The organism is Brevibacillus sp. JB24b, assembly GCF_051713385.1.
In the GTDB taxonomy this organism is placed as follows: domain Bacteria; phylum Bacillota; class Bacilli; order Brevibacillales; family Brevibacillaceae; genus Brevibacillus_B; species Brevibacillus_B laterosporus.
This window is the reverse complement of record NZ_JBNVQV010000001.1, coordinates 3880346-3899856: the sequence shown is the minus strand read 5'-3', so window position 1 is coordinate 3899856 and position 19511 is coordinate 3880346. Positions and strand designations below refer to the sequence as shown.

At 42.7% G+C, this 19511-nt stretch carries 20 protein-coding genes; 18 read left to right on the top strand and 2 right to left on the bottom strand.

Annotated elements, in window-relative coordinates; all coding sequences use genetic code 11:
• Positions 1 to 237 precede the first annotated feature (237 nt).
• Together ACQV1I_RS18220 and ACQV1I_RS18215 are read left to right on the top strand one after the other, a co-directional pair.
• Positions 238 to 999, top strand: coding sequence for an enoyl-CoA hydratase/isomerase family protein (locus ACQV1I_RS18220; protein ID WP_236645711.1), 762 nt, complete (start codon positions 238 to 240; stop codon positions 997 to 999).
• Positions 1000 to 1140: 141 nt separating this feature from the next.
• A complete protein-coding gene (locus tag ACQV1I_RS18215; RefSeq protein WP_094699547.1) occupies positions 1141 to 1902 on the top strand; it encodes an RsfA family transcriptional regulator in 762 nt (253 codons plus the stop codon).
• 118 nt (positions 1903 to 2020) lie between these two features.
• On the opposite strand, the gene ACQV1I_RS18210 is transcribed toward ACQV1I_RS18215, so the two are convergent.
• A complete protein-coding gene (locus ACQV1I_RS18210) occupies positions 2021 to 2488 on the bottom strand; it encodes an N-acetyltransferase (RefSeq protein ID WP_094699546.1) in 468 nt (155 codons plus the stop codon).
• Positions 2489 to 2691: 203 nt separating this feature from the next.
• Here ACQV1I_RS18210 and ACQV1I_RS18205 point away from each other — a divergent pair, with 203 nt between their 5' ends.
• The 5 genes from ACQV1I_RS18205 to ACQV1I_RS18185 are packed head-to-tail and all read left to right on the top strand — an operon-like array spanning position 2692 to position 7536.
• Positions 2692 to 4038, top strand: coding sequence for an acetyl-CoA carboxylase biotin carboxylase subunit (locus ACQV1I_RS18205; RefSeq protein ID WP_116333447.1), 1347 nt, complete (start codon positions 2692 to 2694; stop codon positions 4036 to 4038).
• A gap of 5 nt (positions 4039 to 4043) precedes the next feature.
• Positions 4044 to 4256, top strand: coding sequence for an acetyl-CoA carboxylase biotin carboxyl carrier protein subunit (locus ACQV1I_RS18200; protein ID WP_018673333.1), 213 nt, complete (start codon positions 4044 to 4046; stop codon positions 4254 to 4256).
• Positions 4257 to 4306: 50 nt separating this feature from the next.
• A complete protein-coding gene (locus tag ACQV1I_RS18195; RefSeq protein WP_116333446.1) occupies positions 4307 to 5191 on the top strand; it encodes a hydroxymethylglutaryl-CoA lyase in 885 nt (294 codons plus the stop codon).
• A 13-nt stretch (positions 5192 to 5204) separates the two neighbouring features.
• Positions 5205 to 5978, top strand: a complete 774-nt coding sequence (locus tag ACQV1I_RS18190; RefSeq protein WP_094699543.1) for an enoyl-CoA hydratase-related protein — start codon at positions 5205 to 5207, stop codon at positions 5976 to 5978.
• A 16-nt stretch (positions 5979 to 5994) separates the two neighbouring features.
• Positions 5995 to 7536: an acyl-CoA carboxylase subunit beta gene (locus ACQV1I_RS18185; protein ID WP_094699542.1), complete on the top strand. Its 1542-nt coding sequence runs from the start codon at positions 5995 to 5997 to the stop codon at positions 7534 to 7536.
• Between the two features lie 90 nt (positions 7537 to 7626).
• On the opposite strand, the gene ACQV1I_RS18180 is transcribed toward ACQV1I_RS18185, so the two are convergent.
• Positions 7627 to 8316: a TIGR00266 family protein gene (locus ACQV1I_RS18180; protein ID WP_094699541.1), complete on the bottom strand. Its 690-nt coding sequence runs from the start codon at positions 8314 to 8316 to the stop codon at positions 7627 to 7629.
• Positions 8317 to 8465: 149 nt separating this feature from the next.
• Here ACQV1I_RS18180 and ACQV1I_RS18175 point away from each other — a divergent pair, with 149 nt between their 5' ends.
• From ACQV1I_RS18175 to ACQV1I_RS18125, 11 genes are all read left to right on the top strand, one after another.
• The gene (locus ACQV1I_RS18175; protein ID WP_094699540.1) at positions 8466 to 9407 is read left to right on the top strand and encodes a ketopantoate reductase family protein; all 942 of its coding nucleotides are present in this window, start codon (positions 8466 to 8468) and stop codon (positions 9405 to 9407) included.
• 5 nt (positions 9408 to 9412) lie between these two features.
• Positions 9413 to 9823 carry a DUF3397 family protein gene (locus tag ACQV1I_RS18170; protein WP_018673327.1) on the top strand — a complete coding sequence of 137 codons (411 nt, stop codon included), beginning with the start codon at positions 9413 to 9415 and terminating at the stop codon, positions 9821 to 9823.
• An 18-nt stretch (positions 9824 to 9841) separates the two neighbouring features.
• Positions 9842 to 10399, top strand: coding sequence for a helix-turn-helix domain-containing protein (locus tag ACQV1I_RS18165; protein ID WP_094699539.1), 558 nt, complete (start codon positions 9842 to 9844; stop codon positions 10397 to 10399).
• 119 nt (positions 10400 to 10518) lie between these two features.
• Positions 10519 to 12144: a bacillithiol biosynthesis cysteine-adding enzyme BshC gene (gene bshC / locus ACQV1I_RS18160; RefSeq protein WP_116333445.1), complete on the top strand. Its 1626-nt coding sequence runs from the start codon at positions 10519 to 10521 to the stop codon at positions 12142 to 12144.
• A 148-nt stretch (positions 12145 to 12292) separates the two neighbouring features.
• The gene (locus ACQV1I_RS18155; protein WP_094699537.1) at positions 12293 to 12544 is read left to right on the top strand and encodes a hypothetical protein; all 252 of its coding nucleotides are present in this window, start codon (positions 12293 to 12295) and stop codon (positions 12542 to 12544) included.
• Positions 12545 to 12632: 88 nt separating this feature from the next.
• The gene (locus ACQV1I_RS18150) at positions 12633 to 13736 is read left to right on the top strand and encodes a YheC/YheD family endospore coat-associated protein (protein ID WP_094699536.1); all 1104 of its coding nucleotides are present in this window, start codon (positions 12633 to 12635) and stop codon (positions 13734 to 13736) included.
• 115 nt (positions 13737 to 13851) lie between these two features.
• Positions 13852 to 15111, top strand: a complete 1260-nt coding sequence (locus tag ACQV1I_RS18145) for an adenosylhomocysteinase (RefSeq protein WP_018673322.1) — start codon at positions 13852 to 13854, stop codon at positions 15109 to 15111.
• A 149-nt stretch (positions 15112 to 15260) separates the two neighbouring features.
• Positions 15261 to 15692, top strand: a complete 432-nt coding sequence (mraZ, locus tag ACQV1I_RS18140) for a division/cell wall cluster transcriptional repressor MraZ (protein ID WP_116333444.1) — start codon at positions 15261 to 15263, stop codon at positions 15690 to 15692.
• A gap of 19 nt (positions 15693 to 15711) precedes the next feature.
• The gene (rsmH, locus tag ACQV1I_RS18135; protein WP_018671868.1) at positions 15712 to 16644 is read left to right on the top strand and encodes a 16S rRNA (cytosine(1402)-N(4))-methyltransferase RsmH; all 933 of its coding nucleotides are present in this window, start codon (positions 15712 to 15714) and stop codon (positions 16642 to 16644) included.
• A 62-nt stretch (positions 16645 to 16706) separates the two neighbouring features.
• Positions 16707 to 17135 (top strand): cell division protein FtsL, encoded by a 429-nt coding sequence (gene ftsL / locus ACQV1I_RS18130; RefSeq protein WP_116333443.1) that lies wholly within the window; start codon positions 16707 to 16709, stop codon positions 17133 to 17135.
• A gap of 63 nt (positions 17136 to 17198) precedes the next feature.
• On the top strand, positions 17199 to 19445 hold the full coding sequence (locus ACQV1I_RS18125; protein ID WP_116333442.1) for a PASTA domain-containing penicillin-binding protein: 2247 nt from the start codon (positions 17199 to 17201) through the stop codon (positions 19443 to 19445).
• The last annotated feature ends 66 nt before the right edge of the window (positions 19446 to 19511 follow it).

Sequence of the window (19511 nt, the reverse complement as noted above, 5' to 3'; positions counted from 1 at the left end):
GCTTTCCAGCACATTTGCAAGCAAGCCTGTACGCGTGGACGTTTTTTTGTTGTATATAAAATTTGTTGTATATCAAAAATAGAAAAGCCATGACGATCATGTTAGTACTTGCTAGTACTAACAACAAGTGAAAATGTTAAAAAAATCATTGATTCTACCTAAATATAAAGGGAAACGGGTTTTCGCGACAACCTTGTCCATACTACAATGGAAACAGTTGCGAAGGGAGTGTTTATCGTGTACCAAAACATCTTAGTACATAAGCAGAATGGTATTGCCGAGATTATCTGCAATCGCCCGCATGTACGTAATGCTTTAAGCCTAGAGATGATGGATGAATTGCAGGATGCTCTTACGAGTTGTGAAAAAGATGATTCCATAAAGGTGATCTTGTTTACCGGAGAAGGTAGCGCATTTGTATCTGGTGGTGATTTACATCAATTTGGTGCTGTTAAGGGAGCGGACTCCCTGCCTTTATTACAGAAAGCAGAGCAATTATTAACAAGAATCGATTCCTTTTGTAAACCAACCATTGCGATGGTAAATGGTCCAGCTATCGGTGGTGGAGCTGAATTTGCCTGCGCTTGTCATTTTCGCTTCATGAGTGATCAGGCTGTCTTTTGCTTTGTTCAAATTCATATGCATATTACCACGGGCTTTGGAGGTGGTAGTCGTCTTTTTGCGAAAATGCCAGAATCTATCGCATTGCGGTTACTGTTAACTGGAGAGAAGCTCGGACCTCAGGAAGCCCTACAGATAGGGTTAGTGGAAGGTGTGTATCAGGCGGACAAGCTTAGAGAGAAGACATTAGAATTCGCAGCAGCGATTGCTAAGCAGCCATTGAAGAGTATTTCAGCTTATATGAACATGCTAACTTGGAAGAAAAAAGGTGTATCCTTACAAGAATCGATTCAATTGGAGCTTGAACAATGTGCGACGTTATGGGGAAGCAAAGAACACCTTCAGTATATACAAACATTCTTTCGTAAAGGTAAGTAGCTAGGTTAAGTAGATTTACTCCCGTTTAAAGAACAGCCAGCTTGGGGATACTTTTTTCTAGTAATTGTTATTCTACAAGAGTAGGGAAAAGCATAGAATGAACTACATCGTTCTTATCAGTTAACGGGAGGGACTTTATATATGGTAGCTTCAAGACAAGATGCTTGGACAGAAGATGATGATCTGGTACTCGCAGAAGTAACGCTCCGCCATATACGCGAGGGTGGTACCCAGTTGGCAGCTTTTGAAGAAGTAGGACAGCGGCTGGGACGGACCTCCGCCGCCTGCGGGTTTCGTTGGAATAGTACTGTGCGCAAGCAGTATGATGCTGCGATTTCTATAGCTAAAGCGCAGCGTCAGCAAATGAAAAAGCTGGGACGAATCCAGCCCGAAATCCGTTTGGATAACAAGATATCAGCTGACCCCATAGAAGGTAGTGCACCAGAGTTACGTGAAAAGCAAAAGAGTGAAGCGATGTTGGATTCCATTATTTCTCAACAGCTTCATCTACACGAAAGCACTGCTCAGGTTCAGGAAATCAAGCCAGCTGTAGCCATGCCAATACCTACGTTCACACAGGCTATAGAGACGTCCAGAGTGATGGGCGAGGAACAGCAGGTGGAATCCGCTATCAGACTGTTACAGGGGTATAAAGATATTGTTCGCCGATCTAAGCAGTTAGAACGGGAATTGGAACAACGTGAGCGAGAAATAAAAGATTTAAAAGAGCATAATCTACAGCTAAGAAAAAATTTAGAGGACCATATTGGGGTAAACAACGACTATAAAGCTTTGTTGCAAATTATGGATCGTGCAAGACGATTGGCATTTTTAAAAGAAGAGGAATCATCCAAGCCGGTCTTTAAAATGGATTCAAATGGCAACCTAGAGCGGATTGAATAATCGATAAAAGTATGTGGATGAGCGGTCCTGAGAAGGGGATCGCTCTTTTTGTACATACAAAAAAAGCTGACACTAGAATGCGCCAGCTTACTCACAGGTATTTCATAAATAAGAAAAGTTAATCTTGCAAACCTACCGGGGTAGGTAACCAGACGTAGGGATTTTCTCCTCTATCGCGAACCGGATTATATTTTACAGGGAAGAATCCCATTTTTGTCCAGAATTGATCTGCTCTACAACGCGAGCTGGTTTTAATTGGTAAACCAAAGCTCTTGGCATGGTTGACTAGTGCGGTTCCGTAATCATTGTTTCGATATTCTGGTAATACTTCTAATTTCCATAGTTCAAAATAATCTTGTTGGGGTTGAAAATAACGATCGTATTTTGCGTCAATTTTGTATAGACTCATGCGGGCAACTAGACGATTTTCATGATAAATCCCGTAGAAGGGAGATTCAGAGTCGTTTTCGATAATATTGGCTTGCAAATCTTCTTTCATGGACAGCTCTTCAAGACCAAACTCACGGAATTTTTGGAACTCTTCCAATGTTTTATAATTAATATGCAAGCGAACTACTTCATACATTTATATGGCCCCCTTTCAAAAATAACGTCTGCTTTTTTATTATACACTTGATTACTCAAAAATGCTTAATATGAATACTGATAAGTGTGCTTTGATGAAATATTTGGTTTTATGAAAAAATTTTAGCTGACATCTAGAACAATTGACGAATTAGTGGCAAAATAAAGAAGAGACTAATTTTTTGCAAAAAGGAGGGTGAGGTCGTGAAAAAAGTTTGTATCGCCAATCGGGGAGAAATTGCAAGACGAATCATACGTACTTGCAAGCAGATGGGGATAGCAACTGTAGCTGTATATTCCGATGCTGACCAAGATGCTTTATTTGTCAAAGAAGCAGATGAAGCGATTCGAATTGGACCACCACCGGTACCACAAAGCTATTTAAATATGGAGGCGGTTCTGAAAGCCGCTAGGGAAGCAGGTGCGGATGCTATCCACCCTGGATATGGACTACTCTCTGAAAATAGTGAGTTTGCAAAGCGATGTGATCAAGAAGGCTTGCTCTTTATTGGTCCATCTGCATCTGTTATCGAGCAAATGGGAGATAAGGTAAAAGCTAGACAACTTATGCGTAGTGCAGGAGTACCTGTTGTTCCAGGTATTGAAGACCATCTGGAAACAGCAGAGGATGCTGTACGATTAGCGGCATCAATTGGATATCCGCTCATGCTTAAAGCAAGTGCAGGGGGCGGAGGCATAGGTATGCAGGTATGCCACAGTGATGATGAGATGCGTCAAGCTTTCCTTTCCGCTAAAGGACGCGCAAAAGCTTATTTCGGAAATGATACGATGTTTTTGGAACGTTACATTGAACAGCCGCATCACATTGAAGTGCAAATAGTAGCAGATCAAAAAGGAACAACGCTACACTTGTTAGAACGTGAATGTTCTATTCAACGTCGACATCAGAAGGTTGTTGAAGAAAGTCCGTCACCGTTTTTAGATGAAAAGACGCGGGCTAGTGTGTGTGCCATGGCCATAACAGCAGCTGAGGCGGTTGGATATACTGGTGCCGGAACTGTTGAATTTATCATGGATGGGGATCGCAATTTTTACTTTCTTGAAATGAACACTCGTTTGCAAGTGGAGCATCCTGTAACAGAAGAAATGATCGGGATTGATTTAGTTGAATGGCAACTCCGGATTGTACGTGGTGAAGCGTTATCTTTTACTCAGGAGGAGGTCAAAGCAAAACGACATGCAATAGAATTGAGAATTTATGCGGAAGACCCTGTTACCTTTTTTCCATCCCCGGGTACGATTACCGTCTATGACGTACCACAGATGGAAAGCGTTCGTATTGATGATGCAGTGGAGGCTGGTACGATTGTGACTCCGTTTTATGATCCCATGATCGCTAAGCTGATCGTATCAGGTGAGACACGCGAACAAGCGGTTTTTCTAGCACAGCAAGCGGTGGAGAACTATAAAATTGAAGGTTTAAAGACCAATCTTCCGTTTTTACAGGATGTTTTAGCACAACCAGCCTTTCGAAAGGGCTGCTACAACACCCATTTTATCCAACAAATGAGAGAACCTAAAGGAGTGTAAATGAGATGAAACAAGTAACAGCAAGTATGGCGGGGACCGTTATTCAATTATTGGCACAAGCAGGAGCTGAGGTAAGTGCGGGAGCAGACGTTGTTATGTTGGAATCCATGAAAATGGAAGTGCCGATTCAAGCGGAATCTTCTGGTAAAGTAGCGACTGTTAAAGTCAATGTAGGAGATTTTGTTAATGAGGGCGACGTACTTCTAGAGCTAGAATAATTTTTTTGAAAACAAACTGAGCGATCGTTCGGTTAGGGAGTTGAGTTCATATGCAGATTACAGTGTATGAAGTAGGACCGAGAGATGGGTTACAAAATGAAGAAGCGGTCATCAGTACTGCACATAAAATCGAGCTGATTAAGAAGCTGACTCAAGCGGGAATTCGCCATATTGAAGCTACCTCGCTTGTGCATCCCAAATGGATTCCACAATTGTCCGATGCCACAGAGGTGCTTGCTGGTGTACCCCGACTAGATGGTGTGCAATATAGTGTGCTGACTCCCAATCTGAGGGGTCTACAACGAATCACTGCGAATCAGGTGGATGAGGTAGCGATCTTCATGTCGGCAAGTGAAACCCACAATCTCAAGAACATTAATAAAACACGAGAAGATACCTATCCTGTATTAGCAGAAGTGGCGAAAGAGGCACAGCGGATGGGACTACGTGTCCGAGGCTATATCTCAACTGTGTTTGGATGTCCTTATGAGGGCGAGGTTTCTTTGTCAGAAAGTATGAGAGTCGTGGAGAGGCTTCTCGCTATGGGTGTATATCAGCTATCCATCGGGGACACCATTGGAGTCGCAACACCGCGTCAGGTACACGAGGTATTTGCAGCTTTTGAAAAAGAGTGGGGAGCTACTCGGTTCGCTGGTCACTTTCATGATACAAGGGGAACGGGTCTCGCTAATGTGGTAGCGGCCCTACAGCATGGAATTACTACGTTTGATAGCTCGATTGGTGGTTTGGGTGGATGTCCTTATGCTCCCGGAGCCGCAGGCAACATTTCCACGGAAGATGTTGTGTACTTATTGCATGGAATGGGTTATGAGACCGGAATTCAATTAGATAAGCTGGTAGAAGCTGGTCAATTTATTCAGAGAATATTGGGCAGAGAATTACCATCTAAAGTATTAAAGTCCACAGCAGGATGATAAGGAGGGGCGTATGAGTATTCAACTTGAAAGACAAGGTCAGGTGGGTATCCTTACCATTCAGCGTCCAGAGGTACACAATTGCTTAAATTTTGTGACGTTAGAGCGTTTGCAGCGTCTACTGCTAGAAGTAGCAACGGATCACAAGGTCCGTGTTGTAGTCATTACGGGTGCTGGTGATAAAGCCTTTTGCTCAGGAGCAGATCTAAAAGAGCGAAAAACGATGCCACAGTCACAAGTTCAGCAGTATATTCGCACGATTCGTGATGTATTTACCCAAATTGAGCGTTTATCCGTACCTGTCATTGCTGCGATAAACGGAATTGCTTTTGGTGGCGGGTTAGAGCTTGCTCTGGCTTGTGATTTACGGGTTATGAGTGAGACAGCACAAACGGGCTTAACCGAGACATCACTTGGCATTATTCCGGGTGCTGGAGGGACACAGAGACTGCCCAGGTTGATTGGTAAAGGGAAAGCGAAGGAATTGATTTTGACAGCACGACGCATTGGAGCCAAAGAAGCACTAGAAATTGGCTTGGTTAATCAGATCGTTCCAGCAGATCAGGTGCTAGATGCTTCCCTGTCTCTTGCTCAACAGATCGCGTTGAATGCACCGATGGCCCTTGCTCAAGCTAAATGGGCGATTGATTATGGTATGGAGGTGGATATGGCAACAGGATTAGCGATCGAGAGCAGTGCTTACCAAATCCTAGTGCCTACCAAAGACCGGCTAGAAGGACTTGCAGCTTTTGCAGAAAAACGAAAGCCCGTATATCGTGGTGAATAAGCTGGGGGGATAAAAGATGAGTCAATCAATAGAAGAGCTATTGCGGCAACGGATGGAGCAAGTAAAGCAAGGCGGGGATCAGAAATACCATGAGAAGCAAAAGGAACAGGGTAAGCTGTTTGTGCGCGACCGTCTGAATTTATTGTTCGATGAAGGAGAGTACACGCTTGAGGATGGATTGTTTGCGAACTATAAAGCAGGTAATCTCCCGGCCGATGGAGTAGTTACCGCTATCGGCAAAGTAAATGGACAAACTGTATGCGTTATGGCCAACGATTCTACAGTGAAGGCGGGATCATGGGGCTTTAGAACGGTAGAAAAGATTATTCGTATTCAAGAGACAGCAGAAAAGCTATGTGTGCCTTTGCTATATCTGGTGGATTCCGCAGGAGCACGAATTACAGACCAGTTGGAAATGTTCCCAGGTCGTCGTGGAGCAGGGCGCATCTTCTATAATCAGGTAAAATTATCGGGTAAAATCCCGCAAATTTGCGTTCTGTTTGGTCCTTCTGCCGCAGGTGGGGCCTATATTCCAGCCTTTTGTGATATCGTGATCATGGTGGAAAATAATGCAAGTATGTACTTAGGGTCTCCGCGGATGGCTGAGATGGTTATCGGCCAAAAAGTATCCCTGGAAGAACTAGGCGGAGCTCGAATGCATTGTAGCGTAAGCGGTTGTGGAGATGTTCTGGCTGCTAACGAACAAGAAGCTATTGCGTCAGCTCGTCGTTACCTTAGCTTTTTCCCGTCACACTATCAACAGCTACCACCGGTGGTAAAAGAAAAACCTCCAGTGGACACAGCACAAGATATTAATGCACTTATTCCAGAAAACCAGAATGCACCTTTTAACATGTATGATTTGATTGAAACATTGGTAGATGAGGGATCATTTTTTGAAATAAAGAAGCTATTTGCTCAAGAATTAATCACCGGTTTAGCTCATATAAACGGAAAACCAGTAGGTATTATAGCGAATCAACCGCGTGTCAAAGGTGGCGTATTATTTGTTGATTCAGCAGATAAAGCTGCTCGCTTTGTAACCTTGTGCGATGCGTTCCATATCCCTCTCCTGTTCCTCGCTGATGTACCAGGATTTATGATCGGAACAGCGGTAGAGCGGGCTGGCATTATTCGTCACGGAGCTAAAATGATTTCGGCAATGGCTGAAGCTACGGTACCAAAAATTTCTGTTATCGTAAGAAAAGCATATGGGGCAGGTCTATATGCAATGGCTAGCTCTGCGTTTGAACCAGATGCCACCCTCGCATTGCCTCATGCTCAAATTGCTGTGATGGGACCCGAGGCAGCTGTAAATGCTGTATATAGTAATAAGATTCAAGCGATTGAGGACTCACAGGAGCGACAGGCATTTATTATGGAAAAACGTCAGGAATATCAAGAGGATATTGACATTTATCTACTCGCTTCAGAAATGATTGTGGATGCCATTGTTGAGCCGTCTAATCTAAGAAATGAATTAATCTGTCGCTTTGATGCTTACCAAAGCAAACAGCAAATCTTTACCAATCGTAAGCATCCGGTTTATCCAGTGTAAAAAAGGGGACTCCGTGGTTAGGAGTCCCTTTCTAGCGTTCCTTATCTAACGACGGGAGTTAATATTTACATAAGTCTCCAATTCCGTTAATCACCCGCCGTTACCGGACTTTCTCATGCTAGCTGCAATTTTACCTGCCAATCCGGCGATAGTCATAGTTTGTAGCCAAATCTTACCTGGGCCACGCAAGGTTGTTAAAAATAATCCTTCTCCGCCAAAAATAACATTTTTAATGCCTTTTACACGTTCGATGCTCATATCTACAGAGGATTCATAGGCTGCAACATGGGCTGTGTCTACCTTTATGACCTCGCCGTGCTGCAAATCCATCTCAGCGACTTCGCCGTCCAGCTCTAAAAAGACCATTCCGCGACCGCTTAAACGCTGCATGATGAAGCCTTCACCGCCAAAAAAGCCCGTGCCTAGTTTCTTTTGAAAATGAATGGAGACATCAATGTTTTCTGTACCTACTAAAAAGGCATGTTTTTGGGCGATAATTTCGTTTCCTGGGTGAATGGTAATCGGAATTATTTTACCAGGAGCTGCAGGTGCAAAGGCAATCATTCCTGGCGTACGTTGAGCTTCAAAAAATGTGAATGTTAACGATTCTCCAGTAAAGGCTCGTCCAAGAGATTTAAGCATGCCTCCTTTAAAACTAGTGTCCATTTTCATATTTTCACTCATCCAAATCATAGAACCCGATTCAGTAAACAGTCGCTCACCGGGTTGCAAGTTAAATTGGAGAGCCTGCATGGTAGAACCCATAATATGATATTCCATAAGATACCCACCTTTAGTTGATTTCAACGGGATTATAAGTTAGTTTTCAGAAACATTCCACAAAAATTTTTATGGAAGGCATTTTCCGCCTCGCGATTATTTGTTATGCTGATTATGTCTAACTTCTTTGATAAAGGTTGGGAGGATTTATGAATATCGCAATCATTGGTGGCGGGTCTGTAGGATTATTGTTGGCTGCCAGATTGTGTCTAGCAGGTTCAAAGGTGCAGGTAATCACACGTACGCGACAGCAGGCGGATGAACTAACGAAGCATGGTCTACTATTGCACTCTTTACAAGGCGAACAGAAACGAATTCACATACAAGCCGTCTCGATGGAGGGTGACCTTCCGAAAGCTGATCTCTATGTGTTAGCGGTCAAACAGACAAGTCTTACTGAAGTATTGCCTGTTTTACGTAAAATTGATCCGAGTGCACGCGTCCTTGCGGTGCAAAACGGTATGGGTCACGACGATCATCTGAAGGAGGTGCTTGCTCTTAATCAAATTTATTTTGGTGTTCATGCGGAAGGTGCTCGCCGCCACTCTTACACGGAAGTGGAGCATACAGGTAGGGGAATTTGGCAAGTAGGTTCGATTATAGGACAAGCACAGGAGTCACTTCCCTTAGACCCAGTAATCGAAGCGTTCCTTTCTGTAGGGGAGGTAGCTGGGCTTACTATCAAGTATGTTTTCGACATTCATGGAGTGATGTGGCGAAAGTTAATGGCGAATGCTGTTATTAATCCACTTACAACTCTATTTGAAATTCCGAATGGCGCATTGCTTGAGTCTTCAGATACAGTAACTCTTATGAAAAGGCTATTTGTAGAGGCTAAAGAAGTCGCATCCCTACACGGGCAAAAAATTGACGAGTCTACTTGGCAGGAAATTGTACAAATTTGCCGAAATACATCCAGAAATTATTCTTCGATGCTACAGGACCTGCTGAATTGTCGTCCATTGGAGATTGAAGCGATCAATGGCTATATTGTAAAGCAAGGAAGAGAGCGTAATATAGCAACACCACATCAGGAGGCAGTCTACAAAGCTACTCTCCTCAAAGCAGGCTTGATGGCCCAAAGGGGATAAGTCCATTGCTCTTTCTCTTTAAAAATTTTTGGGGTGTATTAACAATTTTTCCTTTCGCAGCTTTCATAATCACGTTCTTTACAGTATTTTTTTGGAAAAAACAGCAAAAAAAAGCTATTATGTGGTCTGTGAATATTACGAATATTTTTTTAGTTATCTCCGTCACTCAGATCTATAAAGGGTTATGGCCTGAAGCGGTTTCTGCTTGGATACTAATTCTATTGTTTCTTCTTGGCTTGGCAGGAATGCTGTTCTATCTACAAATGAAGGTGCGTGGAAGGGTTTCGTGGAAAAAAATAGGTTTTGCTACCTGGCGAATTTCCTTTATTTTGTTCGTATTTACCTATTTTTGTCTTTTTTCAACCGGCATCTATAAAACGATGCAGGCCGCGCATGTTGGTTTGTCTATCATGTAACGAAGGTTGGTGCATAGGATGACGTTACCCATAGAGCTAATTGGAAACAAAATTAGGGCCGTTCGTAAGGAAAAAGGATATACCTTGGAAGTTATGGCCTCAAAAACCGGTTTAAGTAAAGGCTTATTAAGCCAAGTAGAAAGAGGAATCTCTCAGCCATCTTTGGAATCTTTATGGCGCATTACGAGAGCTTTGGAAGCACCGTTGATTCACTTTTTTGAGGATGTAGAGCAAAGTCATATTCATGTGGTGCGTAAAGACAAGCGTAGACTTATGGTGTTTCCAGATTCTACTGGTACGTATTCGTTATTATCAGGCGGCGGTGCTTCTAAGCTAGCAGTCATGGAAGTGCGACTACAGCCTGGAGAACAGGCGAAGGATGTCTTTGTCTCTCATGAGGGAGAAGAGTGTCTAGTTGTAGTAGAAGGTCAGTTACAGGTCAAATTGACAGAGGATGAGTATCAATTAGAAGCGGGTGACAGCATCTATTTTGACAAGGCTCAGTTGCATACGGTTGCCAACGTGAGTGATGCACTAACCGTTGCCATTTGGTCCGTCTCTTCACCTCGGTTTTAAAAAATGGATGACAAAAAATAAACTTGCAGGACACTTCACGGGAGGGGTCCTGTTTTTCGTGCTTGCTCGCCGTGCTATAATTTAAAATAACAATTTGAAAGGGCGAAAGTAGGAGACGAATGAAAACGATAAAATGTTATGTACCAACAGCAAATTCATTTCAGAATGATTTTCAAAAGGAAAGCCCCAAAGCTCTCTCCTTTTTTACATATGCTCCCTATGACCCTAAATCGTATGTTACTCGCATGCATTACGTGTCTAAGCAACGCTATCCGCATCGCAATCTCTTGGCAGATGCTCTAGTTTCCTATAACCAAGAAATCAGAAATCATGAAGCGGCTTTTCATATGATAGAGAAACTTCGTGAATCTGATTCCTTAGTCGTGGTAGCAGGGCAACAAGCGGGACTGTTTACTGGTCCTCTTTATACTATTTATAAAGCAATTGATGTGATTCAATTAGCCAAGCAGACCTCTGCACAATTAGGGGTATCAGTAATCCCGATGTTCTGGATTGCTGGGGAAGATCACGATTGGGAAGAGATTAATCATTTTTACCAACTGACGCGAACGAAGGAGATTCGCAAAGTAAAAGTAAAAGCAAAACATGTCAAGAAACACTCCGCTACAGATATGACAGTAGAACAAGCAGATATGTTACGAGTCATTGAAGACTTCTTTGCTGAAGAGACTGAGACAGACTATAGCGAGACAATCCGATGTTGTTTAGAAGAGACTGCTCAACGATCACACACACTAGTGGATTGGTTTGCACAATTGATGGCACGTCTGTTTGGAGCACATGGGTTGGTATTCATTGAATCCTCACTACCCACTGTCCGTCAGCTTGAACGGCCTGTTTTTGAACAAATCATCCGTGAAAATAAGGAAATGAATGAGGAATTATTACAAGCACAGGCGGACCTGAGAGAGTACGGTTATCCTGAACAACTGGACATTCAACCACAACAAGCGAACTTCTTTTTCTATGAACAAAAGGAACGCTTATTAATGGAGCGGGTTGAAGGTGGTTTTCAAAGCAAAGATGGAGGCAAGATTTATACACAGACAGAATTGTTATCTATTCTACAAGAAGCTCCAGAACGCTTTAGCGCCAATGTAGTGACACGCCCCTTGATGCAGGAGCATTTATTGCCGACCTTGGCTTTTGTGGGTGGTCCAGGGGAAGTGGCTTATTGGGCTTACTTTAAAAAGTACTTTGCTTCATTTGGCTATGAGCTACCGATTGTCTTGAAGCGAACTTCGATCACGTTGATGGAGGGCGCTCTACACAAAATCAAAGAGCAAAAGGGAATCAGCTATGAGACGCTACTTAGTGGATTTTCTGATTGGAAAGAGAAGTGGCTACAATCACTGGACGATCATGGGTTTGCGCAGCGCTTTGAACAGAAGAAACGTGAACTTGAAATGCAGTATCAGGACCTGTTACAAGATGTAACAGCATACGATAAAGGTTTAGCACAATTGGCTCAAAAAAATGTAGAGCGTCTGGTACAGGATGTTGATTTTATGCAAAAACGTACGGAAGAAGCCGTTCTTCGAAAACATCAAGTGGAAGTGGAGCGCGTTCAGCGGCTGGAACAATCCGTAGTACCTCAGGGCAACTGGCAGGAGCGAGTATACCCTATTTTTACGTACCTGAATCGCTTTGGCCCTGATTTAGTGGATCGATTGGTGGGGATTGACTTCGAACGCGATGGATCCCATCAAATTGTCTATTTATAATTTTATCTATGGAATTGAGGTAACAGCGCTCTAGCGATTGGAGCGCTGTTTTTGTTATAGAGATGGATATTCCTATTCTTCGCTTGCAAATAAGGTAGGCTCTGTTGTAGAATCACCCCAAATCTATCGCTTGTTCGGGAGGTACTGTATGAAGATAGTATTACATCAAATTTCAAATAAAGTGGGATTACGTGAAACGCAATTAGCAGACGCGATACAAAATGGGGATGTCACAGGAGAAGTTCCTGACCAAAACCCATATTCAAAACTTGCCTGGGTCGATCTTTTATCTTTACAGAATTATATGGAGTGGTTATACGAACAAGGTAAGATAACGGAACAAAAATTTTTAAAAGGCATTCGCCATATTGAATTAATGAAGCAGAAGTTAATGAAGTGAATCAAAAATAATGGATAGGCTAGGCGAACCTATCAGTTATTACATCATAAACTGCCATTAAAAACCTGCAAAAGAGGTGGAACTGGCAGTGCAGAAGAGACGAATCGGTATTTTAACGTATAGAAACGGCAAACGCTTTGGTGAACCTCTATTCTTTCGTCATTTGCTTGCAGAGGGAGAAAAGCTTGGGGCGACTGTGTTCCTGTTTTCACCAAAGGATGTTTTTGAATCAAAGCGTCAGATAAGAGGATTCGTTCCTGGCCCTGATAAGTCATGGAAAAGTAAAATGTTTGATTGGCCTGATATCGTGATAGACCGCTATCGGTACTATCCGAAGCCACAGCATCAGGCCTATCTTGCTTTCCGTAAACGTCCGTTGTTTACCTATGCTAATAGTCGGTTCAGTTCGAAATGGAACGTGCATCAGGTGTTAAATCAACAGTCCTCTATGCAACCATGGCTACCAGAGACGTTTGCCTATGATAAGGATGTACTCAGCAACATGCTACAAAAATATCCACTGATTTATGTAAAGCCTGCTCAGGGAACAGCGGGCCGAAGTATCTTGCGCATCAAACAGACCTCTTCGGGTTATGATCTATTAGGGAGAGAGTTGCATTTAAATAAGGTGAGTCACAAGATAAATACTCGTACCGAACTTCATCGTTATGTAAAGGAATGGGTAAAAACTCAGAGAATGGGTGAAGAGATTTTCCTTGTTCAACAAGGGCTACAGCTTGATTTGATATCAGGACGAACCGTAGATACTCGCATTCTTATTCAAAAGACGGAATGGGGAGAGTGGGATGTGACAGGTCTTGGTATGCGCATAGGAGGGGTAAAAAGCTCTACCTCAAATCTACATGGGGGTGGGCTAGCAAAAGATGCACAAAAATTGCTTGTAGAGCGTTTTGGTGAACCTAAGGCAACCAAGATCTTACACAATTGTTACGCGCTAGCACATCAAACAGCTGAAGCGGTGGAATCTAACTATGGGCGCATGATTGAGCTGGGGCTTGATGTAGGAATTGATGTATCAGGACGGCCTTATTTAATTGAAATTAATCCGAAGCCTGGACGTGACATTTTTAGAAAATTAAAACGTAAAAAGGTCTATCAGAAAGCGGTAATTCGTCCTATTCAATATGCGCTGTATTTGTTAAAAGAACAACAGATTACTCCACCTAGATGATAGAGTATGGTGAACTGCACAAAAATTCAATATAAAAAGGTGATGTAATTCCTACCTATGTGGTATGATATAAAAGAAGACGGGTTCACATTTACAGAAGGAGGGTTTTTAGCAAATGACTATAGTTCAAGAGAGCATCGTAAAAGACATGGCCCTAGCGCCTAACGGCCATTTAAAGATTGATTGGGTAAAAGAACACATGCCGGTGTTAAACCGAATTCGGGAACGCTTTGAACAAGAGAAACCATTCGCGGGTAAAAAGGTAGCAATCTCACTTCATTTAGAAGCAAAAACAGCTTATCTGGCAAAAGTGATACAAGCAGGTGGTGCTGAAGTTACTATTACCGGATCTAATCCTTTGTCAACACAAGATGATGTATGCGCTGCTTTGGTGGAAGATGGTATTCGCGTTTTTGCTAAATATAATCCGTCCGAAGAAGAGTATAAAGAACTTCTCATTAAAACGCTGGAAACTCGTCCGGATTTTCTAATTGACGACGGTGGGGACCTTGTGACTCTATTACATGGGGAACGCCGTGATTTGTTAGAAAATGTAAAAGGTGGAGCGGAAGAAACCACAACAGGTATTCTACGCTTACGTGCTCTTGAAAAAGAAGGGAAGCTTGAATTCCCGATGGTAGCAGTTAACGATGCGTATTGCAAGTATCTATTTGACAATCGTTATGGTACAGGTCAATCCGTATTTGATGGTATCAATCGTACAACAAACCTAGTTGTGGCTGGGAAAACTGTAGTTGTAGCAGGCTATGGTTGGTGCGGTAAGGGCGTAGCAATGCGCGCAAAAGGTTTGGGTGCGAAGGTAATCGTGACAGAAATTGATGCGATAAAAGCCGTAGAAGCATACATGGATGGATTTGAAGTTATGTCTATGGATGAGGCAGCTAAGCTAGGTGATTACTTCGTTACAGTGACTGGTAATCGCGATATTATTCGTAAAGCTCACTTTGAAAGCATGAAGGATGGGGCTATTTTATCTAATGCCGGCCACTTCGATGTCGAAGTAAATAAGGTAGAACTACATGATATATCGACAAGCAAACGTGTTGTTCGTAAAGATATTGAAGAATTTGTCTTGCAGGATGGTCGTAAAATCTATCTGTTAGCAGAAGGTCGCCTCGTGAACCTAGCTGCAGGTGATGGACATCCTGCTGAAATAATGGATATGACCTTTGCTTTACAGGCTGTAGGTCTTGAATATGTTAGCAAGAACTACGAGGCAATTGGTAAGAAGGTATTAAACGTACCATATGAGCTAGATGAAACAGTGGCTCGTTATAAATTGGAAGCGCTTGGGAAAAATATCGACAAATTGACGCCAGAGCAAAAAGATTACCTAGAAAGCTGGGTCGAATAGGTAAGAATCTCGCTGGGAAATGGCATCAAAAAATGAAGAAAAAAACCTGCTGACAAACGGCAGGTTTTTTTTCTATAATAAGAAGAGGCAAGAAGTGGAGAAAAGTGGGGGAGAGTGGTGTCTCTCGGAAGGAAAGTGGGGATGATGGAATGTTCATGGGTGAGTATCAACATAACATCGATGATAAGAACCGTCTGACAATCCCAGTTAAATTCCGTGACATGCTTGGCTCGTCCTTCGTTGTAACCCGCGGCCTTGATCGTTGTTTATTCGTCTACCCGATGGAAGAGTGGAAGGCGTTAACAGAAAAACTAAAATCTTTGCCATTTACCAAAACTGATGCTCGGGCATTTACCCGCTTTTTCTTTTCTGGTGCTACTGAATGTGAGTGGGACAAGCAGGGAAGGGTAAACATACCACCTCATTTGCGAGAACACGGCCATTTAGTGAAAGAATGTGTTATTATTGGCGTGCAGAGTCGCATGGAAATTTGGGGTAAGACAGAATGGGATGCGTATTCTTTGGAACAAGAGCATTCTTTTGGCGAGATTGCTGAAAAGCTCGTTGATTTTAATTTGTAGACTCGGGAGTGACGTCATTTTGTTTCACCATGTTACCGTTTTATTACAGGAAGCCGTAGAAGGATTACATATTCGTCCTGATGGAATATATGTGGATTGCACTTTAGGTGGGGCAGGTCATAGTGCTTTAATTGCCTCAAAACTAGGTGATCAGGGGAGATTAATTGCTATTGATCAAGATGATGTAGCACTTGCAAATGCTAAGGAAAAACTACAGGCATATAAAGATAAAGTGACTTTGGTTAAGAGTAACTTCCGCTATCTAAAGGATGTCGTACAGGATTTAGGTCTTGATGGTGTTGATGGGGTATTGTTTGATCTCGGTGTATCTTCTCCTCAGTTGGATGTGGAAGAGCGTGGATTTAGCTACAATGGAGATGCCCCGCTGGATATGCGTATGGATCAACAAGCCGACCTATCTGCTTATGACATTGTAAATGAGTGGGAGGAAGCTGAGATATCCAAGATTATCTTTGAGTATGGTGAAGAGAAGTTTGCCCGGAAGATTGCCCGGCAAATCATCCTTCATCGTGAGAAAGCGCCGATTGAAACAACAGGACAGCTTGTAGAAATTATTAAGGAAGCCATTCCAGCTCCGGCTCGTCGTACAGGACCTCACCCGGCGAAGAGAACCTTTCAAGCCATTCGTATTGCTGTGAACGATGAATTAAATGTGTTCAAGACGGCGGTTTCAGACGCCATTGATATTTTGCGTCCGGGTGGCAGGGTGAGTGTCATTACTTTCCATTCGTTAGAAGACCGTATTTGTAAGCATGCTTACTTAGAAAAAGCGCAGGGCTGTACATGCCCACCTGGGTTCCCGCAATGTGTATGCGGTAATGAACCGATTGTTAAGATTATCACAAGAAAGCCAATGCTACCGTCTGAAGAGGAACTTACGGATAACCCACGTGCCAGATCGGCTAAATTACGTATTGCTGAGAAGAAATAACACACTAGGATAAATCTACACCGAAGAAGGAAGCCAGTTATACTTAGCAGGGGGGGACTAAGTTGAGTTATTATTCCCGTGGGAATTTGGCATATGAAGTAAACAGACGTTCTCCATCTCCAAAAAAGATGAAACGTACTGTTAAGATCAGACCCGGGGTACCCACAAGTGAAAAGTTGATGTACTTGTTGCTCATCTTTGCTTTGGTCATTGCCACAAGCATTATAGGCTTCCGTTATAATCAAATTTCGCAAAATAACTATCAGATTCAGGTATTGACTAGAGAGATTGCCGAAATCAAGGACGAGAATGAAGCGATGCGGTTAAAGGTGGATGAAATGAGCAGTCCCAAGCGTATTGGAATTGAAGCGGAAAAAATGGGAATGGTCCTTGATATGAAATCTGTTCGCAATATGGGTGGCATTTCTATAGAAGACAGTAAGAATAAGACAAAAGACGAAAAAACCAAACAAACCAAAAAAGTCCAATAATGTTACTCGCGCAAGAAGGAGTAGCATTTTCTTTTTTTGTCAGAGAGGAAGAGGGAGAGGTCCGTGACAACAAAAAAGCGAATGAACATGCGTATTTTACTTGTGGGAATGGGAATTTTGCTCGGTTTTATACTTTTGGTATTACGCTTGTGGTGGGTACAGGTGGTAGATGCTAGCTGGATTAGGGGAGAAGGTGAGGCTCAGTGGAATCGAAATACGACCTTATTGCCTAAACGAGGGAGCATTCTGGATCGAAATGGGGAGGTACTTGCTTTTGAGGGACGGGCCTATCTAGTGGAAGCACAGGTACGTCCAAAGATATTGGCAAATGGAAAAAATGACACGGATGATTATGTGAAAGACCCCGTGATGACAGCGATGAAACTATCTACAGTGATCAATGAGCCGCAGTCCAAAATTCTTGAACGTCTCACTAAGAATCCGAATGCAATCTGGGTTAATTTAGGTCCTGAAGCCGCAAAAATAACCTTGGAACAAAAGGATAAAATCTTAGCTATGCAATACCCACTCGATGAAAAAGGGGTTAAATCCAAACAAAATCAATTACCTGGGATCAAAATCTCAGAAACAACCAACCGCTTCTACCCAAAAGGAAAATTCGCCGCTCATGTATTAGGTTTTCTCAATGCTGAAGGAACACCTGTGATGGGGATTGAACGGCAATTTAAGGTTGAATTGAAGGGTGAAGAAGGCACTCTAAAGATGGTGAAGGATGCGCTAGGCTATCAGTTACCAGACGGGAAAACAGAGTTTAAAGCTGCAAAAGATGGTCAAAATATAAAGCTTACCCTTGACGATCAGATACAAACATACGTAGAAGAGGCATTAGATAAAACAGATGCGGCATTTCATCCAAAAGCGATGTCAGTAATTGTATCTGATCCCACTACGGGCGAAATCCTCGCGATGGCTAATCGTCCGCAGCATGACCCTAACAATTACCGTACTATCGTCAATTATATGAATTTTGGCGTGAGTTATACGTTTGAGCCAGGTTCAACATTTAAAATTGTTACACTAGCGGCTTCTATTCAAGAAGGTGTGTTTAATTCTAATTGGACCTTTAAATCAGGACATTATAAAGCATGGAAGACTGGGGCGCCTATCAAAGATCATAATGGTGTTGGATGGGGCACTATTGATTATATAACTGGTGTACAGCGTTCTAGTAACGTATTATTTGCTATGCTAGGTAACGAAAAGCTCGGACAAGTAAAGCTTGAGCATTATTTTAAAGCTTTTGGCTTTGGAAACCAGACGAAGATTCAACTGCCCGGTGAAGAACAAGGGAACTTAACGAACGTTGAAAAGATAAATAAATTTTCACCGCGTGACTTGGCTGTTACTCCGATTGGACAAGGGGTAACGGTAACACCTATTCAGCAGGTCATGGCTGTGGCTGCTATTGCAAACGGTGGTAAATTGATGCAACCACTTATTGTAAAAGAGCGTATCGATCCACGGACAGGTCAGGTGATAGAGCGGTATCAGCCTAAAGAGGTTGGGCGTCCGATCTCAGAAGCAACGGCACGTGAAACCCGTAAGATTTTGCAAACCGTCGTTGATGGTGATGTGAATTCAGGAGCGACTGGCCGTAACTTTAAATTGCAGAATTTTAGTGTAGCTGGGAAAACTGGTACGGCGCAGAAGTATAATGAAAGAGGAAAAATCATTGATAATAAATATATTTATTCCTTTATTGGATTTGCTCCTGTAGAAAATCCGAGATTGGTGGTTTATGTTGTAGTCGATGATCCGGGTGGCGGAGCGTCCTATTCAACTGCTAGTAGGGATGTAGTTGCACCAATGTTCCAAGCGATTATGGAAAAAAGCTTGCAATATTTGCAGGAGAAGCCTGATCGAAGTGCCTTGGCTGCTCAAGCTACTGTGGTAGAAGAAAAGCAATTACAGGAGTCCACTGTACCACAGCTTACAGGTATCCCTTTAAAGGAAGCAAAGGAACGGGCAAAGCAGGCTGGCTTTAGGGAAGTAGATGTGGTTGGTGAGGGAACCAATGTGATTAATCAAATTCCTGCTCCTTATGAAAAAGTAGGCAGCACCACGACCATACTACTTGCCTCAGATGGCAAAGCCTCAATGAAAATGCCGAATTTTAAAGGGAAATCATTGCGGGAAGTACTGGAGTATGGCAATTTGCTAAATATTGCAGTAAGTGCCACAGGTAGCGGTTACGTCGTGGAACAAAATGTAGAAGCAGGTACAATACTGACTGGCAAAGAGACGATCCAAGTGAAGCTGTCTCCTACATATGTGTCTGTAGACAAGTAGTTCTAACACTCCTCTTTGGCGAATAGGGTAGGAAAAGACAAACCTTATTGGCAGGGAGGAGTGTTT